Origin of the sequence: Dehalobacter restrictus DSM 9455 (genome assembly GCF_000512895.1) — a bacterium.
Lineage (GTDB): Bacteria > Bacillota > Desulfitobacteriia > Desulfitobacteriales > Syntrophobotulaceae > Dehalobacter > Dehalobacter restrictus.
The window spans coordinates 824,613-847,969 of the sequence record NZ_CP007033.1; the positions used below are offsets into that span (position 1 = coordinate 824,613).

Consider the following 23,357-nt stretch of genomic DNA (forward strand, 5'->3'; position numbering starts at 1 on the left):
GAAAATATGGTGATTAATGAACAAGAGAAAAAGTTTCAGCTAAGTCGCAGGAATTTTCTCAAAGCTGGCGTTGCAGCCTCTGCGATGGGAGTGATTGGAGCGATAAAAGCTCCTGCCAAAGTAGCTAACGCAGCCGGAGCAAGTCTGAAGTATACTGCTGCAGCAAAGGGACAATGGTCCAAACTTCATCCTGAGCATGACTATGGCAGTGCGACAGTACATTTTGCGGAAAATAATGATCAGTGGTTAGGTACTACAAAAATTGTCGGAAAAGTTAAGAACTTCAGCGAAGCTGATATGGGATTCAATTTGGCTACCAGGGGGTTGCTTCCTAATAAAAAGACACAAGCGGCGTCTTTGAGTTTCTTTTTCAGGCATCCTTTTGGAGCGGCAATAGCCAATGCAGGCATGTTCATTGCTCCGCCCGCTGCGGTTGAAGGAAAGTCGTCTCCCAAAAAACTGGAGATCCCTGATCCGGAACAAATGTCCCAGCATATTAAAGATGCCGCCTATTTTTTGCGCGCTGATGAAGTCGGTATCGGCAAGATGCCAGAATATGCTTATTATTCCCAGAAACTTACGGATAAGGCTGGTTTGATGACCAAACCTGTAGAAGAATGTGTCATACCGGTAACAGAACGCTTGCCTTACGTCATCGTCGTGATGGTTGACCAAAATCTTCAAACCATGTTGGGATCCACTGGGTATGACGGAATCAGCGGTGCAATGTCTATGAAGAGTTATCATGCAACCGGTAATATAGCAGTTATCTTAGCCACTTATATCCGGAGCCTTGGATATAATGCCAGGGCAAATCATGCTTTCAATTATAACGCGGTTATGCCACCGGCAGTAATTTCAGCTGGGTTGGGGGAGCTTTCCCGTACCGGTGACTGTTCAATTCATCCCCGCTTGGGGTTCCGGCATAAAGTTGCTGCTGTTACTACTGATTTACCGCTGGCGCCCGACAAACCGATTGACTTTGGACTGCAGGATTTCTGCAGGGTCTGTAAAAAATGTGCTGAAAACTGTCCCAACCAATCCATTACGTATGATTCGGATCTTGTGGAGTATAACGGATACCTGCGTTGGAACAGCGATATGAAAAAATGTGCAGAATTCAGGATACTTAACGAAGACGGAGTGTCCTGCGGACGGTGCATGAAAGTCTGCCCCTGGAACTCCAAGGAGGATTCCTGGTTCCACCAGGCTGGAACCTGGATTGGAAGTAAAAATGAAGCTTCCGCAAAATTGCTGAAAACAATTGACGATATGTTTGGGTACGGCACAGAAAGCATCGATAAATACAGATGGTGGCTGGAGTGGCCGGAGATGTACAAGTATCCGGCGGTTGCTCAAGCGCCACAGACGCATTAATAATTAAAGGTTCTCTGTTAAATGTTGGGGCATCCCCCTAAACAAGAGTAATTCTAAATTGATGTAATGCTGGTAATAGCCCTTACAGACTATTATCAGCATTTTTATAAATTTTGCTGCGGGTGGCACCATGCCGTTAGTATCTGGCCTAATTAACCTATCATACTAGAGAATGCGGGATCTGAATAACCATTTGTATAAGGAATGCTCTTTCTTAAATCATTTTTTGTGCTTAACATCAGGAACAGTTAGATGGTTTTTAGGAGCTTTTGGTGGACGAATATTGACACTAACTCTACAAACAATTATTATTTACTTTAGGATATATTGAATAATACTTTATATCTTGCGATAATCTATAAACAGGGGTTTCTTAATATTTTTGTGAGTTTATACTAATCATATAAAATGGAGGAGATAAAAATGCAATTGATTTTTGGAATGATTACCCCAACTGTAGCTGTAATAGGTTTGGTCATCGCTCTAATCGTATTTGGACCAGGAAAGCTGCCCCAATTAGGAAAAGCTTTAGGCGGAGGTATCAAGGAATTCAGGAGTGCTTCTGAGGGCGAAAAGGAAGAGAGTGAAACAATAAAAGAGGCATAGGCATAACGCAATAAAGTATTATTCAAATGCAAATAGAGGATAAGTTCAGCATGTACCATAAAAAGAGCTTTAAGATACTTTTATTTCTGTTGATTATTATCGGTATATCGTCTTGGCAAGGTTATGAGTATTATCAACGTAATGTTAATTATCAAGAAACCAAATTGTTTTTTGACACAGAAGTATATGTTGAGGCTCATGGCTGGGGAGCAAAGAAGGCAGTAACAGAAGCTCTCGGCATTATGGAAGAAATAGATTCCAAGCTTAATAAGTTCTCGCCTGATAGTGAGGTATACGCCATCAATATTCATGCAGGAGAACAACCTGTCGCGGTATCGGAGTTAACGTTTGATGTTATTGAACAGTCCTTGAAAATTGCGGATTTGAGCAATGGCGCTTTTGATCCGACCATTAGTCCCTTAGTTAAATTGTGGGGATTTGGAGAGAACGGCATTCAGAAATCTGTACCTCCACAGGAACAGATTGCCGAAACCATTCATTTTGTTGATTACAAGAAAGTAATATTGAATAAAGAACAAAGGACCGTTTTTTTAGTTGAGAAGGGGATGAGCTTAGACCTCGGAGCGATTGCCAAAGGTTATGCCGTAAGCAAAGCGCTAGATGCTTTTAAGGATCGTAATATTCCATCAGGGATGGTATCGGCAGGCGGAAATATTTATGCCATAGGCAAAAAAGACGGAGGAACGCCTTGGCACATTGGAATTCGAGATCCTTTAAACAAAGGACAGATCATTGGCTATGTTGAGTTGGAGAATCTCACAATCGATACATCAGGCAACTATGAACGATTTTTTACTGTTGATGGAATACAATACAGTCATATTCTTGATCCTCGTACTGGGTATCCTTCAAAAGAGGTCAGTGGTTGTACTGTCGTCACGGAGAATCCGATAATGGCGGATGCTTTGGCTACAGCAGCTTTCGTATTAGGTCCTGAAAAGGGCTTGCAATTAATCGAAAAGAATAACGCATGGGGCCTGATCATTGATACTGACGGCAAGATGGTATTATCTGCCAAAATGAAAGAAATGTTTAAACCAGAGACTCCTGAGTAACCGTATTTGGAAAAATTAGTTTTAATTAGATCAGGAAAAGGAAGGGGTTTGTACTGTGCAACGTAGGAAGAAGCAAAGTGACGAAATGTCTTTCTTTAGCCACTTTAAAGAAATGCGCAAAGTGCTTTTATTTTCTGTATATGCGATCGCCATCGGAGCAATAGTGGGATGGGCGTTCAGTGATTATGCATTTCGTTTCCTGGCTATACCAATGTCCGGTCTCAGTGAGGTGCATTTCATTACGACAACACCGATGGAACCATTAATGGTTAAATTAAAAGTATCACTCATTGCGGGTGTAGTTGTGGCTTTGCCAATCATCATATGGCAGTTATGGAGTTTTATCCTGCCGGCTTTGAAATCTAATGAACGAAAATACCTCTATTTCATCTTTCCTTCATCTCTTCTTCTCTTTTTTGCAGGCGCAGCCTTTGTTATTTTATTTGTGCTGCCTCTCTGCTTAAAGATCTTACTCTTTGCAGGGATAGGGGCAATCGATACAACGCCATTTGTCACCAAGTCTTCCTATATTAATTTTGTTTTCACTTTGGCACTTAGCTTTGGGTTATTTTTCCAATTGCCCGTTGTATTGATACTGTTAATCCGAATAGGCATCATATCTCCTCAGGCTCTCGCAAAATATAGGAAATGGGCCTTTTTTGTGATTGTGATATTGGCTGTTGTTCTTTCTCCAACACCCGATCTGATGACCCAGGTTTTGATCATCGGTCCGATGTATCTTCTCTATGAAATCAGTATTTGGGTAGGCTATATTGTAGTAAGAAGAAGAACAAAAATGCTGAAGCGAGAAGAGGAAGAGGTGATTTAAATGGGTTTAACAGAAATTGCATTAATCTTATTTGTCGCCTTGATTCTTTTTGGCCCCGATGATTTGCCCGTAATTGCAAAAACAATTGGAAAATTGGTTAGACAAGGTCGCAAGATGATGAACGAATTGACAAGAGAATTTTCAAATACGATTAGTATGCAGAGTGACACGATAATGGACAGCTTAAAGGATACATCTCCCAAAGAAAAGGTTTCCCAAGAAGAGCCTAAACAAAAGGAAGACACGAATGTGTTACAGAACAATGATGAAGAAGCAGAGAAAAAAGCTGAGGATAATGGGGTCGCTGTAAAACATGATGAAACCAATGAAGTCGACCCTATGTGAAGGATAATTTAAAAGGCATGATGCACTTAGAAGATGATTTCTGTCTTGCGCGGGGGTCATCTTTTTATGATTTAGCTCAATTATGAGCGCATAGTGGTATAATTGATTTATGGAAGAATGGCAAAACCATCGAAAAATACTCCATATCGATATGGATGCTTTCTATGCTGCGGTAGAACAGAGAGATCATCCAGCCTTACTCGGAAAGCCTGTTATCGTGGGCGGCAAGCCAAACAGCCGGGGTGTTGTTTCTGCTGCTTCTTATGAGGCCCGTAAATTTGGCATTCATTCTGCGATGCCCATGACCGAGGCCTTCAGACGCTGTCCGCAGGCCGCATTTCTCCCTGTCAATATGCAAAAATATCAGGAAGCCTCAGACCGGATACACGAAATATTTTTGTCCTACACGCCGCTCGTCGAGCCTTTGTCCCTTGATGAAGCTTTTTTGGACGTTACGCGATCAACGGCTCTTTTTGGATTTGCCCAAGATATTGCCGTGCTGATCAAACAACGTATCCGGCAGGAACTTGGCCTGACGGCTTCAGTGGGTTTGGCCCCCAATAAATTCCTCGCCAAGATTGCTTCCGATCTGCAAAAGCCGGACGGCTTTGTCGTTGTCCCTCCGGATAAAGTACAGGAGTTTCTCGATCCTCTGGCAGTGGAAAGGGTGTGGGGGGTCGGCATCAAAACGGCGGAACAGCTGCATGAGCTTCGGGTCAGAACAGTGAAAGATCTGCGTGCTTTGGATGAAAGTGCTCTCTCGAAACGATTCGGTGTCATGGGCAAACAGCTTTACGAACTCGCCCGAGGTATTGACAATCGCTCCGTAGAAACCGACAGAATGGCGAAATCCGTTGGCAGGGAGACGACATTCCCATCAGATATTGCTGATGTCGACGTACTTGAAAAAGAGCTGCTGAAGCTTGCGGTGGATGTGGGAAGACGCCTGCGCAAACATGCGCTGAGAGCGAAAACAATTACGCTGAAAGCACGTTATCCGGATTTCAGAACCCTGTCGCGTTCCAGCACCCTCCCTCAGGCCACAGATCTGGATGATCTGATCTACCACGAAGCCTGTTCGCTCTTACGCGAGCTCTCCATGAATCAGCCGCTTAGGCTAATTGGAATCACCTTGAATAACTTAACGGATCAAACTGAGCAACTGACGTTGTTTGATGAACCTCAAAAAGATATGGGAAACCTGACAAAAGTGATCGATCAAGTCAACGCGAAATATGGAAAGAACAGTATCACAAGGGCACGATTACTATAATGAAGCGTGAGGAACGAGAAAGTTAGCAGGAGGTACGCAATGGAAAGGGTCTTGATCAGAACAAATCGTTTAACCAAAAGGTATGGTTCAGTGCCGGTTGTCAATGATCTAAACCTGGAGGTAAGAAGCGGGGAGATTTTCGGTTTCTTGGGACCGAACGGTGCCGGTAAAACAACAACGATTAAAATGCTTACCGGATTGCTGGATCCTAGCGAGGGAGAGATCTCCATCTGTGATTACGATATCCGCAGGCAGCCCACTCAGGCCAAAGCCTTAATGGCTTATGTACCGGACCAGCCAAAATTGTATAACAAACTGTCAGCCCGTGAATTTTTGCACCTTATTTCAGCCCTGTACCGAGTCCCAAAAGGCATTGCCAAAGAGCGGGCTGAGCAGCTCTTAGGAATGTTCGGTCTCATGGAGCGCGCGGATGAGCTGTTAGAGGGCTACTCTCACGGTATGAGACAAAAGGTTGTTCTGGCGGGGGCCTTAATTCATCAGCCCAAGGTGATTCTTTTGGATGAGCCGACTGTGGGTCTTGACCCGGCCAGCGCACGCCTCCTCAAAGATATTCTTCAGGAAATGGCCCGGCAGGGTGCCGCGGTATTTGTTTCGACCCATATTCTTGAGATTGCCGAGAGAATGTGCCACCGGGTCGGTATTCTGAAAGATGGCATGCTGATCGCGCAGGGCAGCCCTGAAGAACTCCGGCAAAAAGTTGGAAACGGTGGGGAAAGCCTGGAAGATATTTTCCTGGAACTTACCGGAGTCCGTGAGAATGCTGAATTAATCAAAAGCCTGGAGGAGGAATAAACGGTGAAAATGATCATACCGCCGCCTCTGGATACCCCGCCTGCGGAAAAGTCGTTTGTTCAGGATTTTGTCCTGCTGCTAACAAATCAGCTGCGGGTGACACTTAACACGCTAAAACATCAACGGAAGAGAACTTTCATCGGAATGGGTATCCTGATGATTGTGTTTTTGAGTTTTCTGATTTCCATGGGGGCCATATCCTATGGGATGTTGAAATCGATGCAGCCTGAGACCGTCCAGGGTTTTCTCTCCCTGTTCTTTCTGATGGGACTGGCCAGCCAGATATTCTTTGGTCTTACGGCAGCTTTTGCAGCGCTGTATATGTCTGAAGATTTGGAACTCCTTTTCATGGCACCGGTTCCTCTGCGGGTCGTTTTTGCCGTGAAAACAGTCTCTGTACTTGTGAGCAATCTTTTAGTTGCGTTCTTGTTTGTTTTTTTGCCGGGGGTGTTCTGCGGTCTGCTTTTTGAGGCCAAAGCATCCTATTATCTTCTTGTTTTTCTGTCAGGCTGCGGTTTATGGCTTAGCGGGACAGCGCTGGCCGAACTGCTGAACCTTTTGGTTATGCGTATTGTTCCGCCTCACAGGAGCAAAGAAGCCGTCGGACTCATGGGAGGGCTGGCAGGTGTCTTGATCGCGTTAGTATTTCAGATTCCGGGAATGATGCTGGGAAGCCAAGGTAACTTGGATATTGGGGCCATGCTGGCAGGCAAAGAGCAGCTGATCCACGTCATGAATTTTTTCCCGTGGGGATGGGTTTCACTTGCTTTAACCAGCGGAATAACCGATAGCTTTGCCGCTGGGCTGGGATGGAGCCTTCTGGTCCTTATTTTCAGTGCGTTTCTTTTTTTGATTGCCTTGATTCTTTTGGAACGGGGATTCCGACAGGGCTTCATTTCCATCAGCCAGGGAGATGGCGGAAGACGGCGCAAAAGACGTTCAGTTTCCAGCGTTGATACGACGAACCGCCAACAGGAAAAGATCTTCTTCGGGACTGTTGGCCAGGAGCAGGAAACAGTAGTCTTGCTGGCCTCGACGTGGGCAGGCATGTGGGCCGTGGCCAAAAAAGATCTGCTGACCTTGAAAAGGGATACCAGAGAATGGTTTAGCTATTTGATCCCACTGATCATTATGGCCTTCTTTGTGGTTCAGTTTCTGTTCAATGCTTCGGCATCGAGTGTATCCAGCTTGGTAATGGTTCTTATCATGTACACGATTATGTTCAGCGGCAATTTGGCCTTGCAGGCATTTGGCAGGGAAGGGGAGTCTGACTGGCTGCTAAATAGTGTTCCCTTGGCAGGGTGGCCTGTCGTCTGGGGGAAATTAACTGCAGCTGTGCTTCCAACGTTACTATTGATGGAGGCTCTTCTGGTTGGCACTTCATTGGCAGTCGGAGTTTCAACGAGCTTAACGCTTATCCTGGCGCTGGCGGCGATTTTCTTAAGCCTGGGTTCCAGTGCCATCGGGCTGTATTATTCCATCAAGAACTGCCGCTATAATCCGGACAAGCCACAAATGCGGATATCGCCAAGTGCTTCGCTAATGATGTATCTGATCAATTTTTGTTTCATCCTTATTCTGGGTTTAAGTCTATGCTATTTATTCCCTCCTGCTGAGTTGGTCTCAGCGCTTCAGATGCTTCCGCCGGTCACCTTCGAATGGAATGTACAGTCAGGACTGCTCAGTGGATTGTATTTTCTCAGCCGTCCGTTATTTTGGCCCGTTCTGTTCAGGACTTTACTCGGAATTCTGTTGACCGGCGGGCTGTGGTTACTTATTTTCTTCGGATTTATGACTGCGACAGTCCGGCAAAGCCGCAAAGGTTTCCGGGTGGAGCTCGTGACGACCAGCAGCAAGAACCGGCTCAGGTAATCAACAAGCATGAAAAGTAAATGACCCTAATACCCAGGGCTTAAAGTCAGAAACCTGTGCGACAACCTGACAATATTGTTCCATTAATTGCTGATTATCTAATTTGTAGGTATGCAGGCTGAGATCATTTCGGCGAATATAAGCAAAATTGTATTTATCAATCGCATAAATTTTGATGCCGTTTTTGGTACAGTCTGCACCAAATTGTTCGTCCGCAATATTGGCATCAATAAACTGTACTTTTTCAAAAATATTTTTTTTCATAAAAAGGGTACAGCCGATAAGATAGTCAACATAGCTGTTTTCTCTGCCAGGATGCAAAAGCGCCAGGATTCTTTGCTCTTCAAAAAAGACGAAGTGCGTTTTCTTTCCGAAAACACCCGCCTCGCTGGAAGGCGCTATTTTCATAAAATCATTCAAGTATTCTGGAGCATAATAATCGTCATGATCAAAATTAGCGATGTAAGGATAATGGGTCTGCCTGACAGCATAATTTAAACACGTTCCTGCCGAGCAGCTTTCAGGCAGCTGAATGATCCTTACATGAGGATGCAATTCCGCCCTCTTGTAAAAATCGGAAAGATTAATACCAGGGCCATTCAGGATGATAATAAGTTCCTTGACAGGGTAGGTTTGTCTGGCATAATTCGCGAAGATATTGTCCAGGTAAAAAGGGAAGTGCGTACAGGTAATAATGGATATGCCATCCGGCTTTGTCATTGGTGGCTCCCAAATTGAATGATTCTATTTGATATTTGTTCGATTATTTGATTACACATATTGTTCAATGACTGATACTCTGTCTCTCATTTGTTTTTCAAAGTCAAAGATCTCTCTGAATTTTGCCTGTCCGCACGCCGACATACTGTATAACTTTTCGGGGCTTTGGTAATATTCCATGATACTTTCAGCAATCTTGCCGGCATCAGCGTGGATAATAAAAAGGTCCTTTTTGTGTTCAAAATGGTCGTTCATATTCAGTTCGTCGGTACAGAAAACAGCAACGTTGTGCAAAGCAGCATCGATGCAGCAGCCTGTAGGGAAGCCGTCAAAGTTCTTACCCGGTATCAGGACAAAAGGAAGATTCGGTGAAACGATCATGTCCATTCCGGAAAAGAATTGTGGGAAAAAGCTTTTATCTCTAAGACCATAAAATACGATCCGACTGCCCAACTCACTGACATCAATTTCATCCCGGTCAAAATTGCCGACGACATGGAACCTGATATCCTCTGTTATTGAAGCGAGCTTTTTGCACATCTCGATAAATATGGGATACCCCTTATCCATTCCTGTTGGCATATATTTGTGAGCCACAAAGCAGATGTCGAGCGTATTTTTATCTTTTCCGTAGAATCGCTTGGGTACGGTCGAGTGGAAATACTCCGGATACGTCACCATCCCATAAATATAGGCAATCTTGTCCGGCGTAACAAAACCGCGGCTGGTAATATAGTCGTACGTCCTCTTCTGCGTAACAATGACTTTTCTCAAAAGAGGGGATTGCAGGACTTTGATCAGCCTGGCATCAATTTCGTCATCATTGATCCAAAATCCCCCTCCGGGATAGAGTTCAAATATAAACGGCGTGTTAAACATTTCATAGACAAAATGAAAAGCAGCGGCGTTACTTAAAAATACCATATAATACAGCGCGTAAGACTGGCCGGTCCAGTCAAACTGGGTAAACGGCTTTACTTTATCCTTATACTGCGGATATACGGCAGCATATTCATGATGATGCATGTCATATCTGGTCGCGTACACTTCACAGTTCGGATACTTCTCCAAATAGTAATTAAATTCAGATATCCTAAAACCCGTCGTCAGATTAGGAAAATAGTCATCGAGAATTGCTATTTTTTTTTGATTGATCATTAATTTTTGTCCTTTCATTCTTCTTAATATTATTCTTTGCAATGCTTTTTTAATTTCTATTTCTCTAGAGTAACGTTGATTTCATTAGCTTCCAGACCAAGTCTCTGTAATGGATAGCCAGCATTGAGCGGAGCATGGAGTGTGAAGCGCCGGATTTACGAATCAATCTACTAGTTGGCATTACTTACATAGAAGTTGAAATTCTCCAGGGCCCAATCCATATGGTAAAGGTGATTCTTGTAGGATTCCGGATCATGAATTGATGCGCAGTATACTGTTCGCTTACCTTCACGAAGTTCCTTGAAGCATTCAAGGTATTTCCATCCGTGGGTCAAGACAAAAGATTCATTCTTATGCTTGGTGTTTCTAAGGTCAAAACAGGTAAGATTTATTCTATTGCAGATGCACCATCGGCTGCCCTCACAGGTCGCACAAGGTACAGTCTGGAGCATATCAATCGGGATGTCGATTGCATATCCTGCTTTAAACGGCGTATATTTATTAATTCTGAGCGACAGTTCGGCATCCCCGTAGCCGTTTTCCTCGGACCAATAGCCGATAAGGTTAATAAGCTCAGGTCTTAGGATCTGGCATTGCCCGGGTACAAAATCAAGGACATTACCGACCTCAGTATGCATTAACTGCAGGTAGCTTACACCGCTTCTCTCTTGAAGGGAAACCTCCGGATAATAGGCTGGATACGGGTGGGCCTTGGACAACCCCAGCAGCCCTACCTCCGGGAAAGTTTTAAATATTTTCATAAACCGGCTTATCCAATCTGGGACATAAAAATACACATCACTTTCGAGGACAATAAAATACTGGTCTGGTTTTCTGCGGGCCAGATTGTAATTAAGCGCGTAAATGGGACCATAATTTACGGGTAGCCTTGTTTTAGATTTGATGCGGCTGTCATTAAGACTTTGAATATAATCCCATGTTCCGTCCTGCGAATTGCTATCAATGATATGGAGTTCAAAATCATCTGTGGTATTGAATAGGGAGTTTAAATTTCTAGCATTTAACCCCAGCCTGTGAAATGTCGAATAGGTGATAAAAGGTGGTGTCATATTTATTCTACCTCCAATTTTTTCCAATAACATCATATGTTGTTCTGTGGACAAGAGGTTACAAAAATTTTCTCAATTTATGTTGCTATAAAAAGCTTGGTATTCGATTTCGGCACCAAGAGAATACAGTATTCATGAAAGGGCGTCGTTTTATCTTCAGCGATTCCCGTGATATAATGCTATTTGGAGAACTCTATTCCATTGATTTTACTCTTCAGATCATTTTACTTAGCGACGGCAAACAGGCTGATGATCAGCCGATCGAAATAAGAACAACGGAGGGATCCGCGTGCAGCAGAATGTGTATATTATCCTGGCCAATGGCCAGGTTTTTAAAGGGAAGCCTTTCGGGGCAGCAGGAGAGGCAGTCGGTGAGATTGTCTTTACTACTGCAATGACCGGATATCTAGAAACCCTGACTGACCCGAGCTATTACGGGCAGATTGTGGTTCAGACGTTCCCTTTGATCGGAAATTATGGGATTATTCCGAACGATTTTGAAAGTGATTCCCCGAAATTGAAAGCCTATGTTGTCCGGGAGTGGTGTCAAGTTCCCTCCAACTTTCGCTGTGAGGGTGAGCTTGACGCTTTTTTAAGAGCACAGAATATTGTCGGGGTTTATGGGGTTGACACCCGGGAACTCACCAAGATCATCCGCGAGGTCGGCGTAATGAACGCCAAAATCACCGCAACCCTGGACAATCTTGAGAAAGATCTGGCTGAAATCAATGCTTATAAAATTACGGACGCGATCCAGACAGTTTCCTGCAGGGAAACAATACCGACCGAGAACACCGATGTAACACGGAAGAGTATCTCATCCATTGAAATAGTCCCAACCAGAGACATAGGTAAGCCCGTTGACGTTGCCACATCTAGAGATGTAGCGACCGCCAAAGAAGTAACCGGCAAATACCGGGTGGTCCTGTGGGATTTCGGAGCGAAGGAAAATATCCGGCGTGAGCTCATTAAACGCGGCTGTGAGGTTATCACGGTGCCTGCTGAGACATCCACCGAAAGTATCCTGGCTTTGCACCCGGACGGGATCATGCTTTCCAACGGACCGGGAGATCCGGCCGACAATAAGGGAATTATCGCAGAACTGAAGAAGCTTTCTGCCTCCGGTCTGCCGATCTTCGGGATATGTCTCGGACATCAGCTGCTGGCGCTGGCGCAGGGTGCCGAAACGTCCAAGCTGAAATACGGGCACCGGGGCGCCAACCAGCCGGTGAAGGATTTGAAAACCGGCAGGGTCTACATTACAAGCCAGAACCATGGCTATGCGGTTGTTGCCAACAGCCTTCCTGCTCATGCCCGCATGCGTTTTGAGAATGCCAATGACGGGACTTGCGAAGGAATTGAATATCTGAATATGCCAGCTTTCTCGGCACAGTTTCATCCGGAAGCTTCGGCAGGACCCTTGGATACCAGCTATTTATTTGATCAATTTATTGATTTGATGAGGAAGGACTGCTCAACATGCCGTTAAATAAAACAATAAAAAAAGTACTGGTCATTGGCTCAGGTCCGATCGTCATCGGGCAGGCTGCTGAATTTGATTACGCGGGGACCCAGGCGTGCAGGGCCTTGAAAGAGGAGGGGCTGGAAGTCGTTCTGATCAACTCCAATCCAGCTACGATCATGACGGATAACGCAATGGCCGATCAAATTTACATCGAGCCGTTAACGCTGGAGACCATCAAAAGAATCATCATCAAGGAAAGACCGGACAGCATTTTATCTACGTTAGGAGGTCAGACCGGTCTGACACTTTCCATGCAGCTTGCCAAAGAAGGATTTCTAGAAAAGCAAGGTGTCAAGCTGTTGGGCGCAAATCCGGTAACCATCGATAAAGCTGAAGACCGGCAGATGTTTAAGGATACCATGGCAGCGATCAGCGAGCCTGTCATCCCTTCTCTGGTCGTGACGGATGTCCCTGCTGCCCTCGCCTTTGCGGAGGAGATCTCCTATCCGGTCATCGTCCGTCCAGCCTTTACGCTGGGTGGAACAGGCGGGGGGATTGCCTATAATGAAATTGAGCTGCAGGAAATTGCGGCCAACGGTCTGAGGCTTTCACCGATTACCCAGGTCCTAATTGAAAAATGTATTTCCGGGTGGAAAGAGATTGAGTTTGAAGTGATGCGGGACCGGGTGGGGAATGTTATTACCGTCTGCAGTATGGAGAATTTCGATCCGGTCGGGGTGCATACCGGGGATAGCATCGTTATCGCGCCGGCCGTTACGCTTTCGGATAAAGAATACCAAATGCTGCGTTCGGCTGCGCTGAATATTATTACAGCCCTGGAAGTGGAAGGCGGCTGCAACTGCCAGTTCGCGCTGCATCCGGACAGCTTTGACTATGCCGTCATTGAGGTGAACCCGAGGGTATCCCGTTCCTCAGCTCTGGCCTCCAAGGCGACGGGGTATCCGATTGCTAAGGTTGCCGCAAAAATTGCGGTCGGCTATACACTCGATGAGATTAAAAACGCCGTTACAGGGAAGACCTATGCCTGTTTTGAACCGGCGCTGGATTATGTCGTGGTGAAACTGCCCAAGTGGCCGTTTGATAAATTTGTTTACGCGAAACGCACACTGGGTACGCAGATGAAAGCAACCGGTGAAGTGATGGCGATCGGCGTGAGCTTTGAGCAGGCCATTATGAAAGCGGTCAGGGGAGCGGAGATTTCCCTGGACAGCTTAAACCTGCCCAAACTCAAGAAACTGACGGATGCCGAGATTGAACAGCTGCTTGCGGTGTGCAACGATGAACGGCTTTTTGTGATATTTGAAGCGTTGCAGAGGGACATTTCTTGCGAATTGATTCATGAGATCACCAAGATTGACCTCTGGTTCTTATACAAACTGGCTCACCTTAAAGCTTTGGAGAAAGAGCTAGCCGTCGGACCTCTAACGCAGGAGCTGTACGAAGAGGCCAAGAAACTTGGGTATCCTGATAAAGTGATTGAACGGCTTTCAGGCTGCAGGATTGAACAGGGGATTGCGCAGGGGATCTATCAGAAACGCTGGGCTTCTTACAAAATGGTCGATACCTGCGCAGCCGAATTTGAGGCGGAGACCCCGTATTTTTACTCGACGTACGATGAAGCCAATGAGGCTGAGCAGTTTATCCAAGCCCGGAATAGCGGCAGGAAAACAATTATTGTCTTTGGATCAGGACCAATCCGAATCGGCCAGGGGATCGAGTTTGACTATGCTTCCGTACATTGTGTGTGGGCGCTGAAAAAAGCAGGCTATGAGGTCGTGATCGTCAACAATAACCCGGAGACCGTATCGACCGATTTTGACACGGCCGACCGCTTGTATTTTGAACCGCTGACCAATGAGGACGTTCTGAATGTGATTCATACGGAGCAGCCCTATGGCGTCGTCGTGGCTTTTGGCGGACAGACGGCCATTAAGCTGACGAAGTTCTTGGAAGCCCAGGGGGTACGGATTCTGGGCACACCGGCCGACAGCATTGATGCGGCCGAAGACAGGGAACGGTTTGACGCTTTGTTGGAACGACTCTCCATTAAACGGCCTCAGGGACATACCGTGATGAACACCGATGAAGCGTTGCAGGCGGCGAATAAGCTCGGCTATCCGGTTCTGATGCGCCCTTCCTATGTGCTTGGCGGACAAAATATGATTATTGCGTTTAGTGATCAGGATATCTGTGAATACATGGACATTATCCTAACTTACAACATCGAAAATCCCGTACTGATCGATAAGTACCTGTCAGGTATTGAAATCGAAGTCGATGCGATCTGTGACGGTGAAGAGATTCTGATCCCCGGGATCATGGAGCATATTGAGCGGGCCGGTATCCATTCCGGTGATTCAATTGCAGTCTATCCCGCCTGGAACTTAAGCGGAGAACTGACGGAACGGGTCATTGACTATTCCAGGAAACTGGCCCTGGCCTTAAACACCCAGGGGCTGGTCAATATTCAGTATGTCGTTCATGCCGGAGAAATCTACGTCATCGAAGTGAATCCGCGTTCCTCAAGGACCATCCCGTATATCAGCAAAGTGACCGGCGTGCCGATGGTTGACCTCGCGACCCGGGCGATGCTTGGCGAAAAACTGACCGATATGAGCTATGGCACAGGGCTGTATAAAACCCCGCCTTATGTCGCGGTTAAGGTTCCGGTGTTTTCGTTTGAAAAACTGATCGACGTCGATGTGCAGCTGGGCCCGGAGATGAAGTCGACGGGCGAGGTGCTGGGTATCGGCAAATCGCTGGCCGAGGCGCTTTATAAGGGACTGGTGGCTGCCGGGTACAAGATGGTGAAGCAGGGTGGCGTTTTAATTACGGTTCGCAACGGCGATAAGCCGGAGATGGTTGATATCGCCAGGAAATACAGCGAGCTGGGCTTTAAACTCTATGCGACCGGCGGAACGGCCAAAGTGCTGGAGCAAGCGGGTCTGCAGGTAATTTCGGTCAAGAAGATTCATGAATCAGAGCATGACAATATCCAAACGCTGCTGGAAAGCGGCAAGATCCATTATATTATTTCGACTTCCGCCAAAGGCAGGCTACCCGGTCTGGACAGTGTCAAAATCCGCCGCAAGGCAGTTGAGACAGCAATTCCGTGCCTGACCTCGCTGGATACCGCCAATGCGTTAGCCAACAGTCTGAAGAGCCGGTATTCCCAGAACAACACGGAGCTTGTGGACATCAACCATATGCGCAGCGAACGGCGGCAGCTTACCTTTACAAAAATGCAGTCCTGCGGCAACGATTATATCTATTTCAACTGCTTCGATCAACAAATCGTCAGCCCGGAATCCCTGAGTGTTTATTTATCTGATAGGCACTATGGTATCGGCGGGGACGGGATCGTGCTGATCTGCCCGTCCGACAAAGCGGATGCGAGGATGCAGATGTTCAATCTGGATGGCAGCGAAGGTAAAATGAGCGGCAATGCGCTTACATGCATCGGGAAATATCTGTACGACAACGAGATCATCGTTAAGGATCGGATTTCGATTGAAACCTTGAGCGGGACTAAAAAACTGAAACTCTATATCCAAAACGGGAAAGTCGATTCGGTCTGCGTGGATATGGGGCCGGCGGAGTTGGAACCTCAGAAGATTCCGGTTAAATTGCCGGGAGAGGTTATCGTGAATCAGCCGGTTACGATTGCCGGTCGCGATTACCGCATCACCTGTGTGTCCATGGGGAATCCGCATAGTGTGCTTTTTGTGGAGAACCAGGAAAGCATTCAGATGGATATTGAAGGACCGGCCTTCGAATATTCTCCGTTATTTCCGGAAAGAGTCAATGTGGAATTCGTCACGATGATTGACCGAAATACCCTCAAAATGAGGGTCTGGGAACGTGGCAACGGCGAAACGCTTGCGGCCGGTACCAGCGCCTGCGCGGCTGTCGTTGCTGCAGTGCTGAACGGTTTCTGCCAAAAAGACCAGCATATTCTGGTGAAGCTAAAAGGCGGCGACCTGGTTGTTAAATATACGGATGAGACGGTCTATATGACAGGAAAACCGGAAAAGGTATTCGAAGGAAGCGTAGAGATTTAATTAACGATACAATATCAATTGTAATTGATATTGCATTATAATTTATTCACCCATCATCCCGGTTTGGACGATCATAGCATCGACCACGATTTCTACTTCCGCTGTAAGAAAAGCTTTCCGCCAGTCCGATCCTAGCGTCTGCCATGCTGAGAGGTTAGTATGATGGAGTTTTTCTGTAAAACCAAGAAAATCTGAATTGTATTCCTTGGCTTTATCAACTGCCTGCGTGGAAAGATCCCGCAGCCTGTCTTCGATAATATTATGGGCTGAGCAATTCAAAGCAGATTCTGAACATTTACGCTGCTGCCACTAACGTCCGCTTGTGGATCTGTGCAAGTCTGGTTTTCCCTGAGGGTCATCTCAGCCTCTGTTTAAAAATTCGGCTGTTTTAAGATTAATTACACTAGTGTAGTCAAATCTCAAAAACGGCAATTTTTAATCATATCCTCAGACACGGCCTTAATGACATCCTTCCATAGATTGACCGGTTCCTTCTTAAGCTCCGCCTGCACTGTCTCAGCTAACCGGGTTTGGCTGTCGCCGCAGCGCTCTTTAACTTGCCGGACTGCTTGCGTAACCTGATCAGCATAGTGGTTTTGTTCCAATATTTCCGCTGCAAGCTTTTGGCCGAGTTTATCCTGAAGGCTGTGATCCAGGCTCTCCAGCATGGTACTTTCGGGCGGTATCACTTTGCCTTTATCGTAAAGCCTGATTTTTCCCTCCAGCCAGGCAAGAAACTGCGGCGTACTCATGGCGTTCAGTTCCACTCTGTAGTCCTGCAGCCAGCTCTCCCACTCGGGATCAATATAGCTGGCCACGCCCTTCTTGCGGCCTGTTTTTCCTGCCTTTTCGATTTCCAGCCCCATGCTGACGGCTTCTTCCGGGTCCAGCCCCAGATTGATGATCTTCACTTTTCTGCCGGGCCTGGCTTTGGTTTCATTTTGCAGGGTATCATAGATCGTCGTGCCATATGCGTCCGCGTCATGAATGCAGAAAAAAGTAATCTCTTCCTCCGAATTCTCTCCGAGCGCATCAAGCAAATCCTTGACCGCTCCACTAGCATAACCTTTGCTGGTGAGTAAAGCCATATCATATTTCTCCGGGATTTTCTTTTCTTTGAGCACATTGAAGAAGCCTTCTTTTTCAATATACAGGATTTTATTGAACGTCCAAACGGGCTTCTGATAGTTTTCCACCGCGATCGTGCCGATGGAAATATCCTGGCCTGAGTGGGGATGGTACAGCGTCCCCCGCTCATCCCGGTACATTAGCGGAATGTCACCGTGCTGTGCTTCATAACTGCTGATCAATTCCGTGCAGAAATAGGCGTAATCCGGTTCTTTGCCACTTTCTTTGATCACATACGGCCGGACGGCATAATAAAGCTGACGCAGGCTGAAACGGTATTCGCCGTTGCCGCTGGCTTTAGCAATGGCTTGTTGCAGGCATGCCGCCACGACTTCTTTTTGGGATTTCTTTCGTTCCACCACATCGCCCGGCAGGGATTTTTGGGCTCTACTGACCGCCTTTTGAATGCTTTCTGCCATGGTGTCGCTGATGATCGAGAGATCCGGTTCTTTCCCATCTGTCACAACCGGGATATAGGGCGTTATGATATTGATCAGAATAACGGCAGGTTTGGCTTTCACACATAGGATTAAACCGCAGCCGAAAATACTGAGCAAATTTTTATTGTGGTAAATATTGACATTGCCGGTCACAGGGGATTTATTGAGCAGTACCGTTATATGGGGCGTATCGGAGGGTATCGCGTACACTTCAAGGACAAACGCTATTTCCGCGTCGTGTTCCCCTTTGACGGTCCTGGCCTTAAAGGTGCCGGCTGATTTACAATAGCCGCTGTACCCATCCAGCTTGCCGATCCGCCCCAGCCTCTCGGGACTGACATTTTTAACCGCTGCTCGGAGCTCAGCCAAAAGCGCTTCCGTCTCATCGAACTCCAAGGCTGCGGCAGACGTCTTGGTATATTCTGCGGCTATCTTCCCGGCTTTCCCACCGGTACAACCGTCGAACTGCGTGATTAGTTCCCGGACCGATCCGCTATAGGACTGAAACAATTCAAAAAAGTTTTCACTGGTATACCAATAGGGCGAGGTCTTTCCCCGGTAGGTTTCACCTTGGGCATATTCCATTGCCAGGCTTGCCCAGCTTGAATCGATAGGCATTTCGCCCAGAGTAAATCTAATTTTTGTCCCGGCTTCGTCATAATCGCTTAAGCTTTCCGGGAAGGCTGTACCGTCATTTTGAAAATGGATTTTATAATTTTTGCCTCGGGTTGAAACATAGAGTTCGCCGCCCGACGCCACTACCGCCCCGGCTACCACGCGCAGACCGTTACCCAATGCCCCCCGGGTTGGCAGTCTTAAATACTTGGAGGACCGTAGCGGCCTGTTGATGGAAAACAGTTCCGGATCGAGGCCGCTGCCGTGATCCTTAACATAAAAAAAACCGCCCTCATAACCGATTTCACAATCGCCGCCCAGATCCAGCGCATTATCCGTGAGTTCCTTGCAAACCAGCCTGGACAATTTACTTCTCGGCACCCCCGCTTTTTGGGGCAAGGTTTCCATATTTCTGAATAATTTCCAGTCTTCCCGTTCAAAAAACATGCTCTGCATTCATCCTCCTGAAACAAAAAAAATATTCCAAACATTTGCTGGAATATGATATGTTCAGGCTTAGAAAATGGACAAAACATAACCACCCCTAAAGGAGTATTCTATCGATTTATTTTACTTTTTGCCGTTTTCGAAGCTTATAACAGAAACATGGGGCACATCGAAACTTAAACTAAAGTTTCGTTACGCCCCATGTTTATTTTCTTGAAGAAATCTTAGGATTTCTTCGCTGGCTTCTTGCATACTGCTGATGTCCGTTTTGATAGCAAACCCTTTCTCAGCCAGCCGATAAACAACTTGCAAGTACTCCGGCAATTCCAGTTGATATCGACCAAGAATTTCAGGTTTCATCAGCAGGTCTTTAACGTCTCCGAAAAAGATTATGGATCCACTGTCCAAAATAGCAATCTTATCCGTGATGGCCATGATTTCTTTAAGGTTATGAGAGATCATGACCGTCGTTTCTTTTTTTTCGTGACGTTTTTTGAGTATATCCGAAAGCAGCTTCCGGCCGGCAGCGTCCAAACCTGCCATGGGTTCATCAAGGATGAGTATTTCCGGCTGAATGGCCAGCATCCCGGCAATGGCGACCCTTCTTCGCATGCCGCCGCTCAGTGTGACCGGGGACAGTTGGTTGATATTTTCCTGGTTTATACCAACCTGCCGCAGAGCATCATAGACTCTTTCTGCGACTTCTGTTTCAGGCAGGCCTAAGTTCCTCGGGCCATAGGCCACTTCATCAAAGACCGTAACTTGAAAAATCTGCTGTTCGGGATATTGAAAAACCAGCCCTGCTTTTTTCCAAAGATCTTTACTTAATTTGGGGTCCGAAGTTGGAATCCCGCATACAGTCATATGACCGGAGGTAGGCCGGATCAATCCGTTAAAATGTTGGGCAAGTGTCGATTTACCGGAACCGTTAGGTCCGAGTATGCCAAGGAATTCTCCTTTTGTTAGAGAGATATTAATGTCTTTGAGGGCTTGATGTTCGTAAACTGAACCGGGTAAGTACGTATAAGAAAGATGATTCGTTTCTACAACTGCAGGCATAGATAATCCACCAACTCCCGGACAGATTTGACATTTTCGGGAACAGAATATCCGTTTGATCCTAATTGGTTGATCAATTGGTAAACCGTTGGGGTATCCAGTCCCAGTTCTGCCAACTTTGCACTGGCATAGACTTCCTTTGGGGTTCCCTGTAAAAAAATTGATCCGTGATCCAGAACAATCAGCCTGTCTGCCTGGACCAAATCCTCGGGATTATGACTGATGATCAGAATGGTCATGTCTTCCTGTTTATTTAAGACCTTCAGCTGTTCGAGCAGTTCCTTCCTTCCTGTCGGATCCAGCATCGAAGTCGGCTCATCAAGAACGAGGTATTCCGGCAGCATCGCCAAGGCCGAGGCCAGAGCCACTTTTTGTTTTTGTCCGCCTGAAAGCAGATGCGGTGCATGATGCCTTTTGTCTTCGAGGCCGCACACCTGGAGTGCCCAATTAATCCGGCGATTGATTTCTGAAATTGGTAGCCCTAAATTTTCAGGGCCAAAAGAAATTTCTTCCTCAATGACAGGACTGATTAATTGATTATCGGGGTTTTGGAAAACCATACCGACAAGTCTGCGGATTTCAGGCAGTTGTTCAATGTTTGCCGTATCAAGCCCATTGATAAAGACCTTTCCATCCGTTGGTTTAAGCAGGCCATTTAATAGTTTGGCCAGGGTAGATTTTCCCGAACCATTCATCCCAAGCAAACCGACATATTCGCCCTTCCTGATCGACAAGGAGATATCTTTCAGCGCAGGTGTTTTCCCTTGAGAGTAATCTATATAATGCTTTGTGACATTGACGAATTCGATACCTTGAGCAGTCATACTTTCGGCTCCTGACTTATAGAAGAATGCTAATCGTAATACCTGTACCTAAAACGGCGGTCATTTGGATTAAGAACAGGATATCCCGACGTTTCATTTGCAAACGGTTTAACCTTAACTGATTGGGATGGGAAGTAAAGCACCTGCTGTCCATCGCTTCACCCAAGTCAGCGGCCCGAACCAGGGACGCTTCAAATAAGGGGATGAGAATGGCAGTATAGCTCTTTATCCGGACGGCAATATTTGATGAATCAAATTGGGCTCCCCTTGATTTTTGAGCATTTTTTATGATGGCCGCTTCTTCAAATAAAGTAGGAAGAAAGCGAAAAGAAATGCTGAGGATGGTTGTATAATTATGAATAGGAATATGTAATTTCCTTAATGGTAGCAGCAAGTATTCGATTCCTGCGGATAATTTGAGGGATGATGTTGTCATCAGTAAAATCATAGAGCCTAAAAATAAAATAACCAGCCGCGATATATTGATCAGCCCTAAGATCAGACCTTCTCTGGTCATACTGAGCTTTCCAACCATCAAAACGGTCTCGCCCGGCGTGAGAAATCCCTGGAAGACCAGCGTAAAAAGAAGCAGATATCTTAATTTCAATAAACTGCTCAGAATTAATTGATAGCTTAATCCGGAAGAAATAATGGCAGCAGCCATTAATAGAATCAAGAAAAGCAGAAAATACAAATTATCGGTAATTATGACGGAAAAAATGACCAATAAGCAGCTCAATATTTTCGTTCGGGGATCCAACAAATGGAGCAGGGAATTCCCATAGACGTATTGGCCTAATTTCATACCGATCATTGAAAAGGCTCCTTTGACAATTTCTGTTTCGTATGAATAATAGTACTTATATGGGTTTAATGCAAATAAAATAAATCTATTTGATTAAAATAAGACTTCGATTAAAACAAGACATCAAATAAAAATTGCATGATCTGAAGGGGATTGCATAATTCGGAGGAAGATCCAGTTATGGAACATGTCAAAAATGTGATATCAACAAAGAAACTGGCTGTTATTGCCATTCTCGTGGCGCAAGCCTCCGTTCTTCATTATCTTGAGAGTATGTTCCCTAGTCCGCTGCCTATACCGGGAGTGAAGCTGGGTTTGGCCAATATTATTACCCTGGTGGCTTTGGTTGTCTTTGACTTTAAGACGGCCCTACAGATTACCGTACTGCGGACAATTCTCGGCTCTCTGCTCAGTGGGACCTTATTCGGCATGGGTTTTTTTATGAGCTTTTTAGGCGCTGTTGCAGCTGCGATCGTCATGGCAGTGCTGTTATATCTATTTACAGGTCTGAGTATGGTTGGTATCAGTGTAGCAGGGGCTGTAGCCCATAATCTCGGGCAATTGGCCATGGCAGCCTTGGTTCTAAGGTTTTCAGGGATCTTTTTTTACTTGCCTGTTATGCTACTTTTTTCAGTGCCTACCGGAATCATAACCGGAATTATTATTAATGAACTGGTGAAATATATCAAGGCAACAAACCGGTTTAATACGCTGCTTGAGGATACGTAAAAATCTGCTAATTAATTAGACATACTACAACTTTTCAATTTGTTTTTCAATCAGTTTTGACAAGCATTTCTCATTCATGTAATATGAATAATGATTGTCAGACTAAAAAGGAGGTGCGATTATGTTTGAAGTTACTGAAATCGCGGCCAAGAGAATTAAAGACATCATGGTGACTCAGAATATGGATGATTCTTACTTGCGGCTCTATGTAGCCGGCATTGGCTGAAGGGGGCCGAATTACGGCATGACTCTGGATGAGTCAAAGACCCCTGACGATATATTTGATGAACAGCATGGACTAAAAATTGTCGCAGACAAGCAATTTACAGAAGTTCTTGAGGGTGTTGTAATCAATTATATTGACACCCCCGATGGGGACCAATTTGAAATCAAATCACCCTTAAAAGGTGAGTGCGGATCGGACTGCAGTTCAGGAAGCTGCGAATCATAAAGCTCAAAAAAGAGATTGAATCAATCAAATTGCATCAATCTCTTTTTTGATTCCTTTAATCCAAATTCAACGAAAAAATATTAAATAGGGAAACAGGCTTATCTGATTTAACAGGAAGCCTTTTTTTATCCCCTAAAATTGTATGTAAGCCAATCCAAATATATATTTAGCCA

The 23,357-nt window shown here is 45.6% G+C and carries 20 protein-coding genes; 12 read left to right on the top strand and 8 right to left on the bottom strand.

What is annotated here, in order from left to right; all coding sequences use genetic code 11:
- Positions 1–6: 6 nt before the first annotated feature.
- The 8 genes from DEHRE_RS03985 to DEHRE_RS04020 all read left to right on the top strand — a co-directional run bounded on the left by DEHRE_RS03985 (position 7) and on the right by DEHRE_RS04020 (position 8,191).
- Positions 7–1,377 (top strand): reductive dehalogenase, encoded by a 1,371-nt coding sequence (locus DEHRE_RS03985; RefSeq protein ID WP_019225053.1) that lies wholly within the window; start codon positions 7–9, stop codon positions 1,375–1,377.
- Between the two features lie 423 nt (positions 1,378–1,800).
- A complete protein-coding gene (locus DEHRE_RS03990; protein WP_019225054.1) occupies positions 1,801–1,983 on the top strand; it encodes a twin-arginine translocase TatA/TatE family subunit in 183 nt (60 codons plus the stop codon).
- Between the two features lie 50 nt (positions 1,984–2,033).
- On the top strand, positions 2,034–3,059 hold the full coding sequence (locus DEHRE_RS03995) for an FAD:protein FMN transferase (protein WP_019225055.1): 1,026 nt from the start codon (positions 2,034–2,036) through the stop codon (positions 3,057–3,059).
- Positions 3,060–3,114: 55 nt separating this feature from the next.
- Complete coding sequence (gene tatC, locus DEHRE_RS04000) at positions 3,115–3,888, top strand: twin-arginine translocase subunit TatC (RefSeq protein WP_019225056.1); 774 nt, start codon at positions 3,115–3,117, stop codon at positions 3,886–3,888.
- On the top strand, positions 3,889–4,233 hold the full coding sequence (locus DEHRE_RS04005; RefSeq protein ID WP_019225057.1) for a Sec-independent protein translocase subunit TatA/TatB: 345 nt from the start codon (positions 3,889–3,891) through the stop codon (positions 4,231–4,233).
- Between the two features lie 109 nt (positions 4,234–4,342).
- The gene (gene dinB, locus DEHRE_RS04010) at positions 4,343–5,506 is read left to right on the top strand and encodes a DNA polymerase IV (RefSeq protein ID WP_025205312.1); all 1,164 of its coding nucleotides are present in this window, start codon (positions 4,343–4,345) and stop codon (positions 5,504–5,506) included.
- A 39-nt stretch (positions 5,507–5,545) separates the two neighbouring features.
- Entirely contained in the window at positions 5,546–6,319 is a 774-nt protein-coding gene (locus tag DEHRE_RS04015) for an ABC transporter ATP-binding protein (protein WP_025205313.1), read from the top strand.
- Positions 6,320–6,322: 3 nt separating this feature from the next.
- Entirely contained in the window at positions 6,323–8,191 is a 1,869-nt protein-coding gene (locus tag DEHRE_RS04020; protein WP_025205314.1) for a putative ABC transporter permease subunit, read from the top strand.
- On the opposite strand, the gene DEHRE_RS04025 is transcribed toward DEHRE_RS04020, so the two are convergent.
- From DEHRE_RS04025 to DEHRE_RS04035, 3 genes are all read right to left on the bottom strand, one after another.
- Positions 8,192–8,911 carry a glycosyltransferase family 2 protein gene (locus DEHRE_RS04025; RefSeq protein ID WP_025205315.1) on the bottom strand — a complete coding sequence of 240 codons (720 nt, stop codon included), beginning with the start codon at positions 8,909–8,911 and terminating at the stop codon, positions 8,192–8,194.
- Between the two features lie 51 nt (positions 8,912–8,962).
- Positions 8,963–10,069 (bottom strand): glycosyltransferase, encoded by a 1,107-nt coding sequence (locus DEHRE_RS04030; protein WP_242837036.1) that lies wholly within the window; start codon positions 10,067–10,069, stop codon positions 8,963–8,965.
- A gap of 170 nt (positions 10,070–10,239) precedes the next feature.
- Positions 10,240–11,139, bottom strand: a complete 900-nt coding sequence (locus DEHRE_RS04035; RefSeq protein ID WP_025205317.1) for a glycosyltransferase family A protein — start codon at positions 11,137–11,139, stop codon at positions 10,240–10,242.
- Between the two features lie 289 nt (positions 11,140–11,428).
- Between DEHRE_RS04035 and DEHRE_RS04040 the strand changes: the two genes are divergently transcribed.
- On the top strand, positions 11,429–12,628 hold the full coding sequence (locus DEHRE_RS04040) for a carbamoyl phosphate synthase small subunit (protein ID WP_025205318.1): 1,200 nt from the start codon (positions 11,429–11,431) through the stop codon (positions 12,626–12,628).
- Complete coding sequence (carB, locus tag DEHRE_RS04045; protein ID WP_025205319.1) at positions 12,619–16,686, top strand: carbamoyl-phosphate synthase large subunit; 4,068 nt, start codon at positions 12,619–12,621, stop codon at positions 16,684–16,686. Before DEHRE_RS04040 ends, carB begins: the two co-directional genes overlap by 10 nt.
- Positions 16,687–16,728: 42 nt before the next feature.
- On the opposite strand, the gene DEHRE_RS04050 is transcribed toward carB, so the two are convergent.
- The 5 genes from DEHRE_RS04050 to DEHRE_RS04070 all read right to left on the bottom strand — a co-directional run bounded on the left by DEHRE_RS04050 (position 16,729) and on the right by DEHRE_RS04070 (position 22,013).
- A complete protein-coding gene (locus DEHRE_RS04050; protein WP_025205320.1) occupies positions 16,729–16,965 on the bottom strand; it encodes a Ger(x)C family spore germination C-terminal domain-containing protein in 237 nt (78 codons plus the stop codon).
- Between the two features lie 140 nt (positions 16,966–17,105).
- Positions 17,106–19,325 (bottom strand): hypothetical protein, encoded by a 2,220-nt coding sequence (locus tag DEHRE_RS04055; protein WP_038603134.1) that lies wholly within the window; start codon positions 19,323–19,325, stop codon positions 17,106–17,108.
- 183 nt (positions 19,326–19,508) lie between these two features.
- Positions 19,509–20,375: an energy-coupling factor transporter ATPase gene (locus DEHRE_RS04060; protein WP_025205322.1), complete on the bottom strand. Its 867-nt coding sequence runs from the start codon at positions 20,373–20,375 to the stop codon at positions 19,509–19,511.
- A complete protein-coding gene (locus tag DEHRE_RS04065; RefSeq protein ID WP_025205323.1) occupies positions 20,360–21,199 on the bottom strand; it encodes an energy-coupling factor transporter ATPase in 840 nt (279 codons plus the stop codon). The genes DEHRE_RS04060 and DEHRE_RS04065 overlap by 16 nt, the downstream gene beginning before the upstream one ends.
- Before the next feature lie 16 nt (positions 21,200–21,215).
- The gene (locus tag DEHRE_RS04070) at positions 21,216–22,013 is read right to left on the bottom strand and encodes an energy-coupling factor transporter transmembrane component T family protein (protein WP_025205324.1); all 798 of its coding nucleotides are present in this window, start codon (positions 22,011–22,013) and stop codon (positions 21,216–21,218) included.
- A 171-nt stretch (positions 22,014–22,184) separates the two neighbouring features.
- Between DEHRE_RS04070 and DEHRE_RS04075 the strand changes: the two genes are divergently transcribed.
- Together DEHRE_RS04075 and DEHRE_RS04085 are read left to right on the top strand one after the other, a co-directional pair.
- The gene (locus DEHRE_RS04075; protein ID WP_025205325.1) at positions 22,185–22,733 is read left to right on the top strand and encodes a Gx transporter family protein; all 549 of its coding nucleotides are present in this window, start codon (positions 22,185–22,187) and stop codon (positions 22,731–22,733) included.
- Between the two features lie 244 nt (positions 22,734–22,977).
- Positions 22,978–23,184, top strand: a complete 207-nt coding sequence (locus DEHRE_RS04085) for a hypothetical protein (protein ID WP_015044371.1) — start codon at positions 22,978–22,980, stop codon at positions 23,182–23,184.
- The last annotated feature ends 173 nt before the right edge of the window (positions 23,185–23,357 follow it).

What these genes read in the sequence shown, in the direction of transcription:
- DEHRE_RS04025 (WP_025205315.1), bottom strand. Translation starts at nt 8,911, where the DNA reads ATGACAAAGCCGGATGGCATATCCATTATTACCTGTACGCACTTCCCT.
- DEHRE_RS04065 (WP_025205323.1), bottom strand. Translation starts at nt 21,199, where the DNA reads ATGACTGCTCAAGGTATCGAATTCGTCAATGTCACAAAGCATTATATA.
- DEHRE_RS04005 (WP_019225057.1), top strand. Translation starts at nt 3,889, where the DNA reads ATGGGTTTAACAGAAATTGCATTAATCTTATTTGTCGCCTTGATTCTT.
- DEHRE_RS04030 (WP_242837036.1), bottom strand. Translation starts at nt 10,069, where the DNA reads ATGATCAATCAAAAAAAAATAGCAATTCTCGATGACTATTTTCCTAAT.
- DEHRE_RS04055 (WP_038603134.1), bottom strand. Translation starts at nt 19,325, where the DNA reads ATGCAGAGCATGTTTTTTGAACGGGAAGACTGGAAATTATTCAGAAAT.
- DEHRE_RS04060 (WP_025205322.1), bottom strand. Translation starts at nt 20,375, where the DNA reads ATGCCTGCAGTTGTAGAAACGAATCATCTTTCTTATACGTACTTACCC.
- dinB (WP_025205312.1), top strand. Translation starts at nt 4,343, where the DNA reads ATGGAAGAATGGCAAAACCATCGAAAAATACTCCATATCGATATGGAT.
- DEHRE_RS04015 (WP_025205313.1), top strand. Translation starts at nt 5,546, where the DNA reads ATGGAAAGGGTCTTGATCAGAACAAATCGTTTAACCAAAAGGTATGGT.
- DEHRE_RS03985 (WP_019225053.1), top strand. Translation starts at nt 7, where the DNA reads ATGGTGATTAATGAACAAGAGAAAAAGTTTCAGCTAAGTCGCAGGAAT.
- DEHRE_RS04085 (WP_015044371.1), top strand. Translation starts at nt 22,978, where the DNA reads ATGACTCTGGATGAGTCAAAGACCCCTGACGATATATTTGATGAACAG.
- DEHRE_RS04075 (WP_025205325.1), top strand. Translation starts at nt 22,185, where the DNA reads ATGGAACATGTCAAAAATGTGATATCAACAAAGAAACTGGCTGTTATT.
- carB (WP_025205319.1), top strand. Translation starts at nt 12,619, where the DNA reads ATGCCGTTAAATAAAACAATAAAAAAAGTACTGGTCATTGGCTCAGGT.
- DEHRE_RS03995 (WP_019225055.1), top strand. Translation starts at nt 2,034, where the DNA reads ATGTACCATAAAAAGAGCTTTAAGATACTTTTATTTCTGTTGATTATT.
- DEHRE_RS04070 (WP_025205324.1), bottom strand. Translation starts at nt 22,013, where the DNA reads ATGATCGGTATGAAATTAGGCCAATACGTCTATGGGAATTCCCTGCTC.
- DEHRE_RS04035 (WP_025205317.1), bottom strand. Translation starts at nt 11,139, where the DNA reads ATGACACCACCTTTTATCACCTATTCGACATTTCACAGGCTGGGGTTA.
- DEHRE_RS03990 (WP_019225054.1), top strand. Translation starts at nt 1,801, where the DNA reads ATGCAATTGATTTTTGGAATGATTACCCCAACTGTAGCTGTAATAGGT.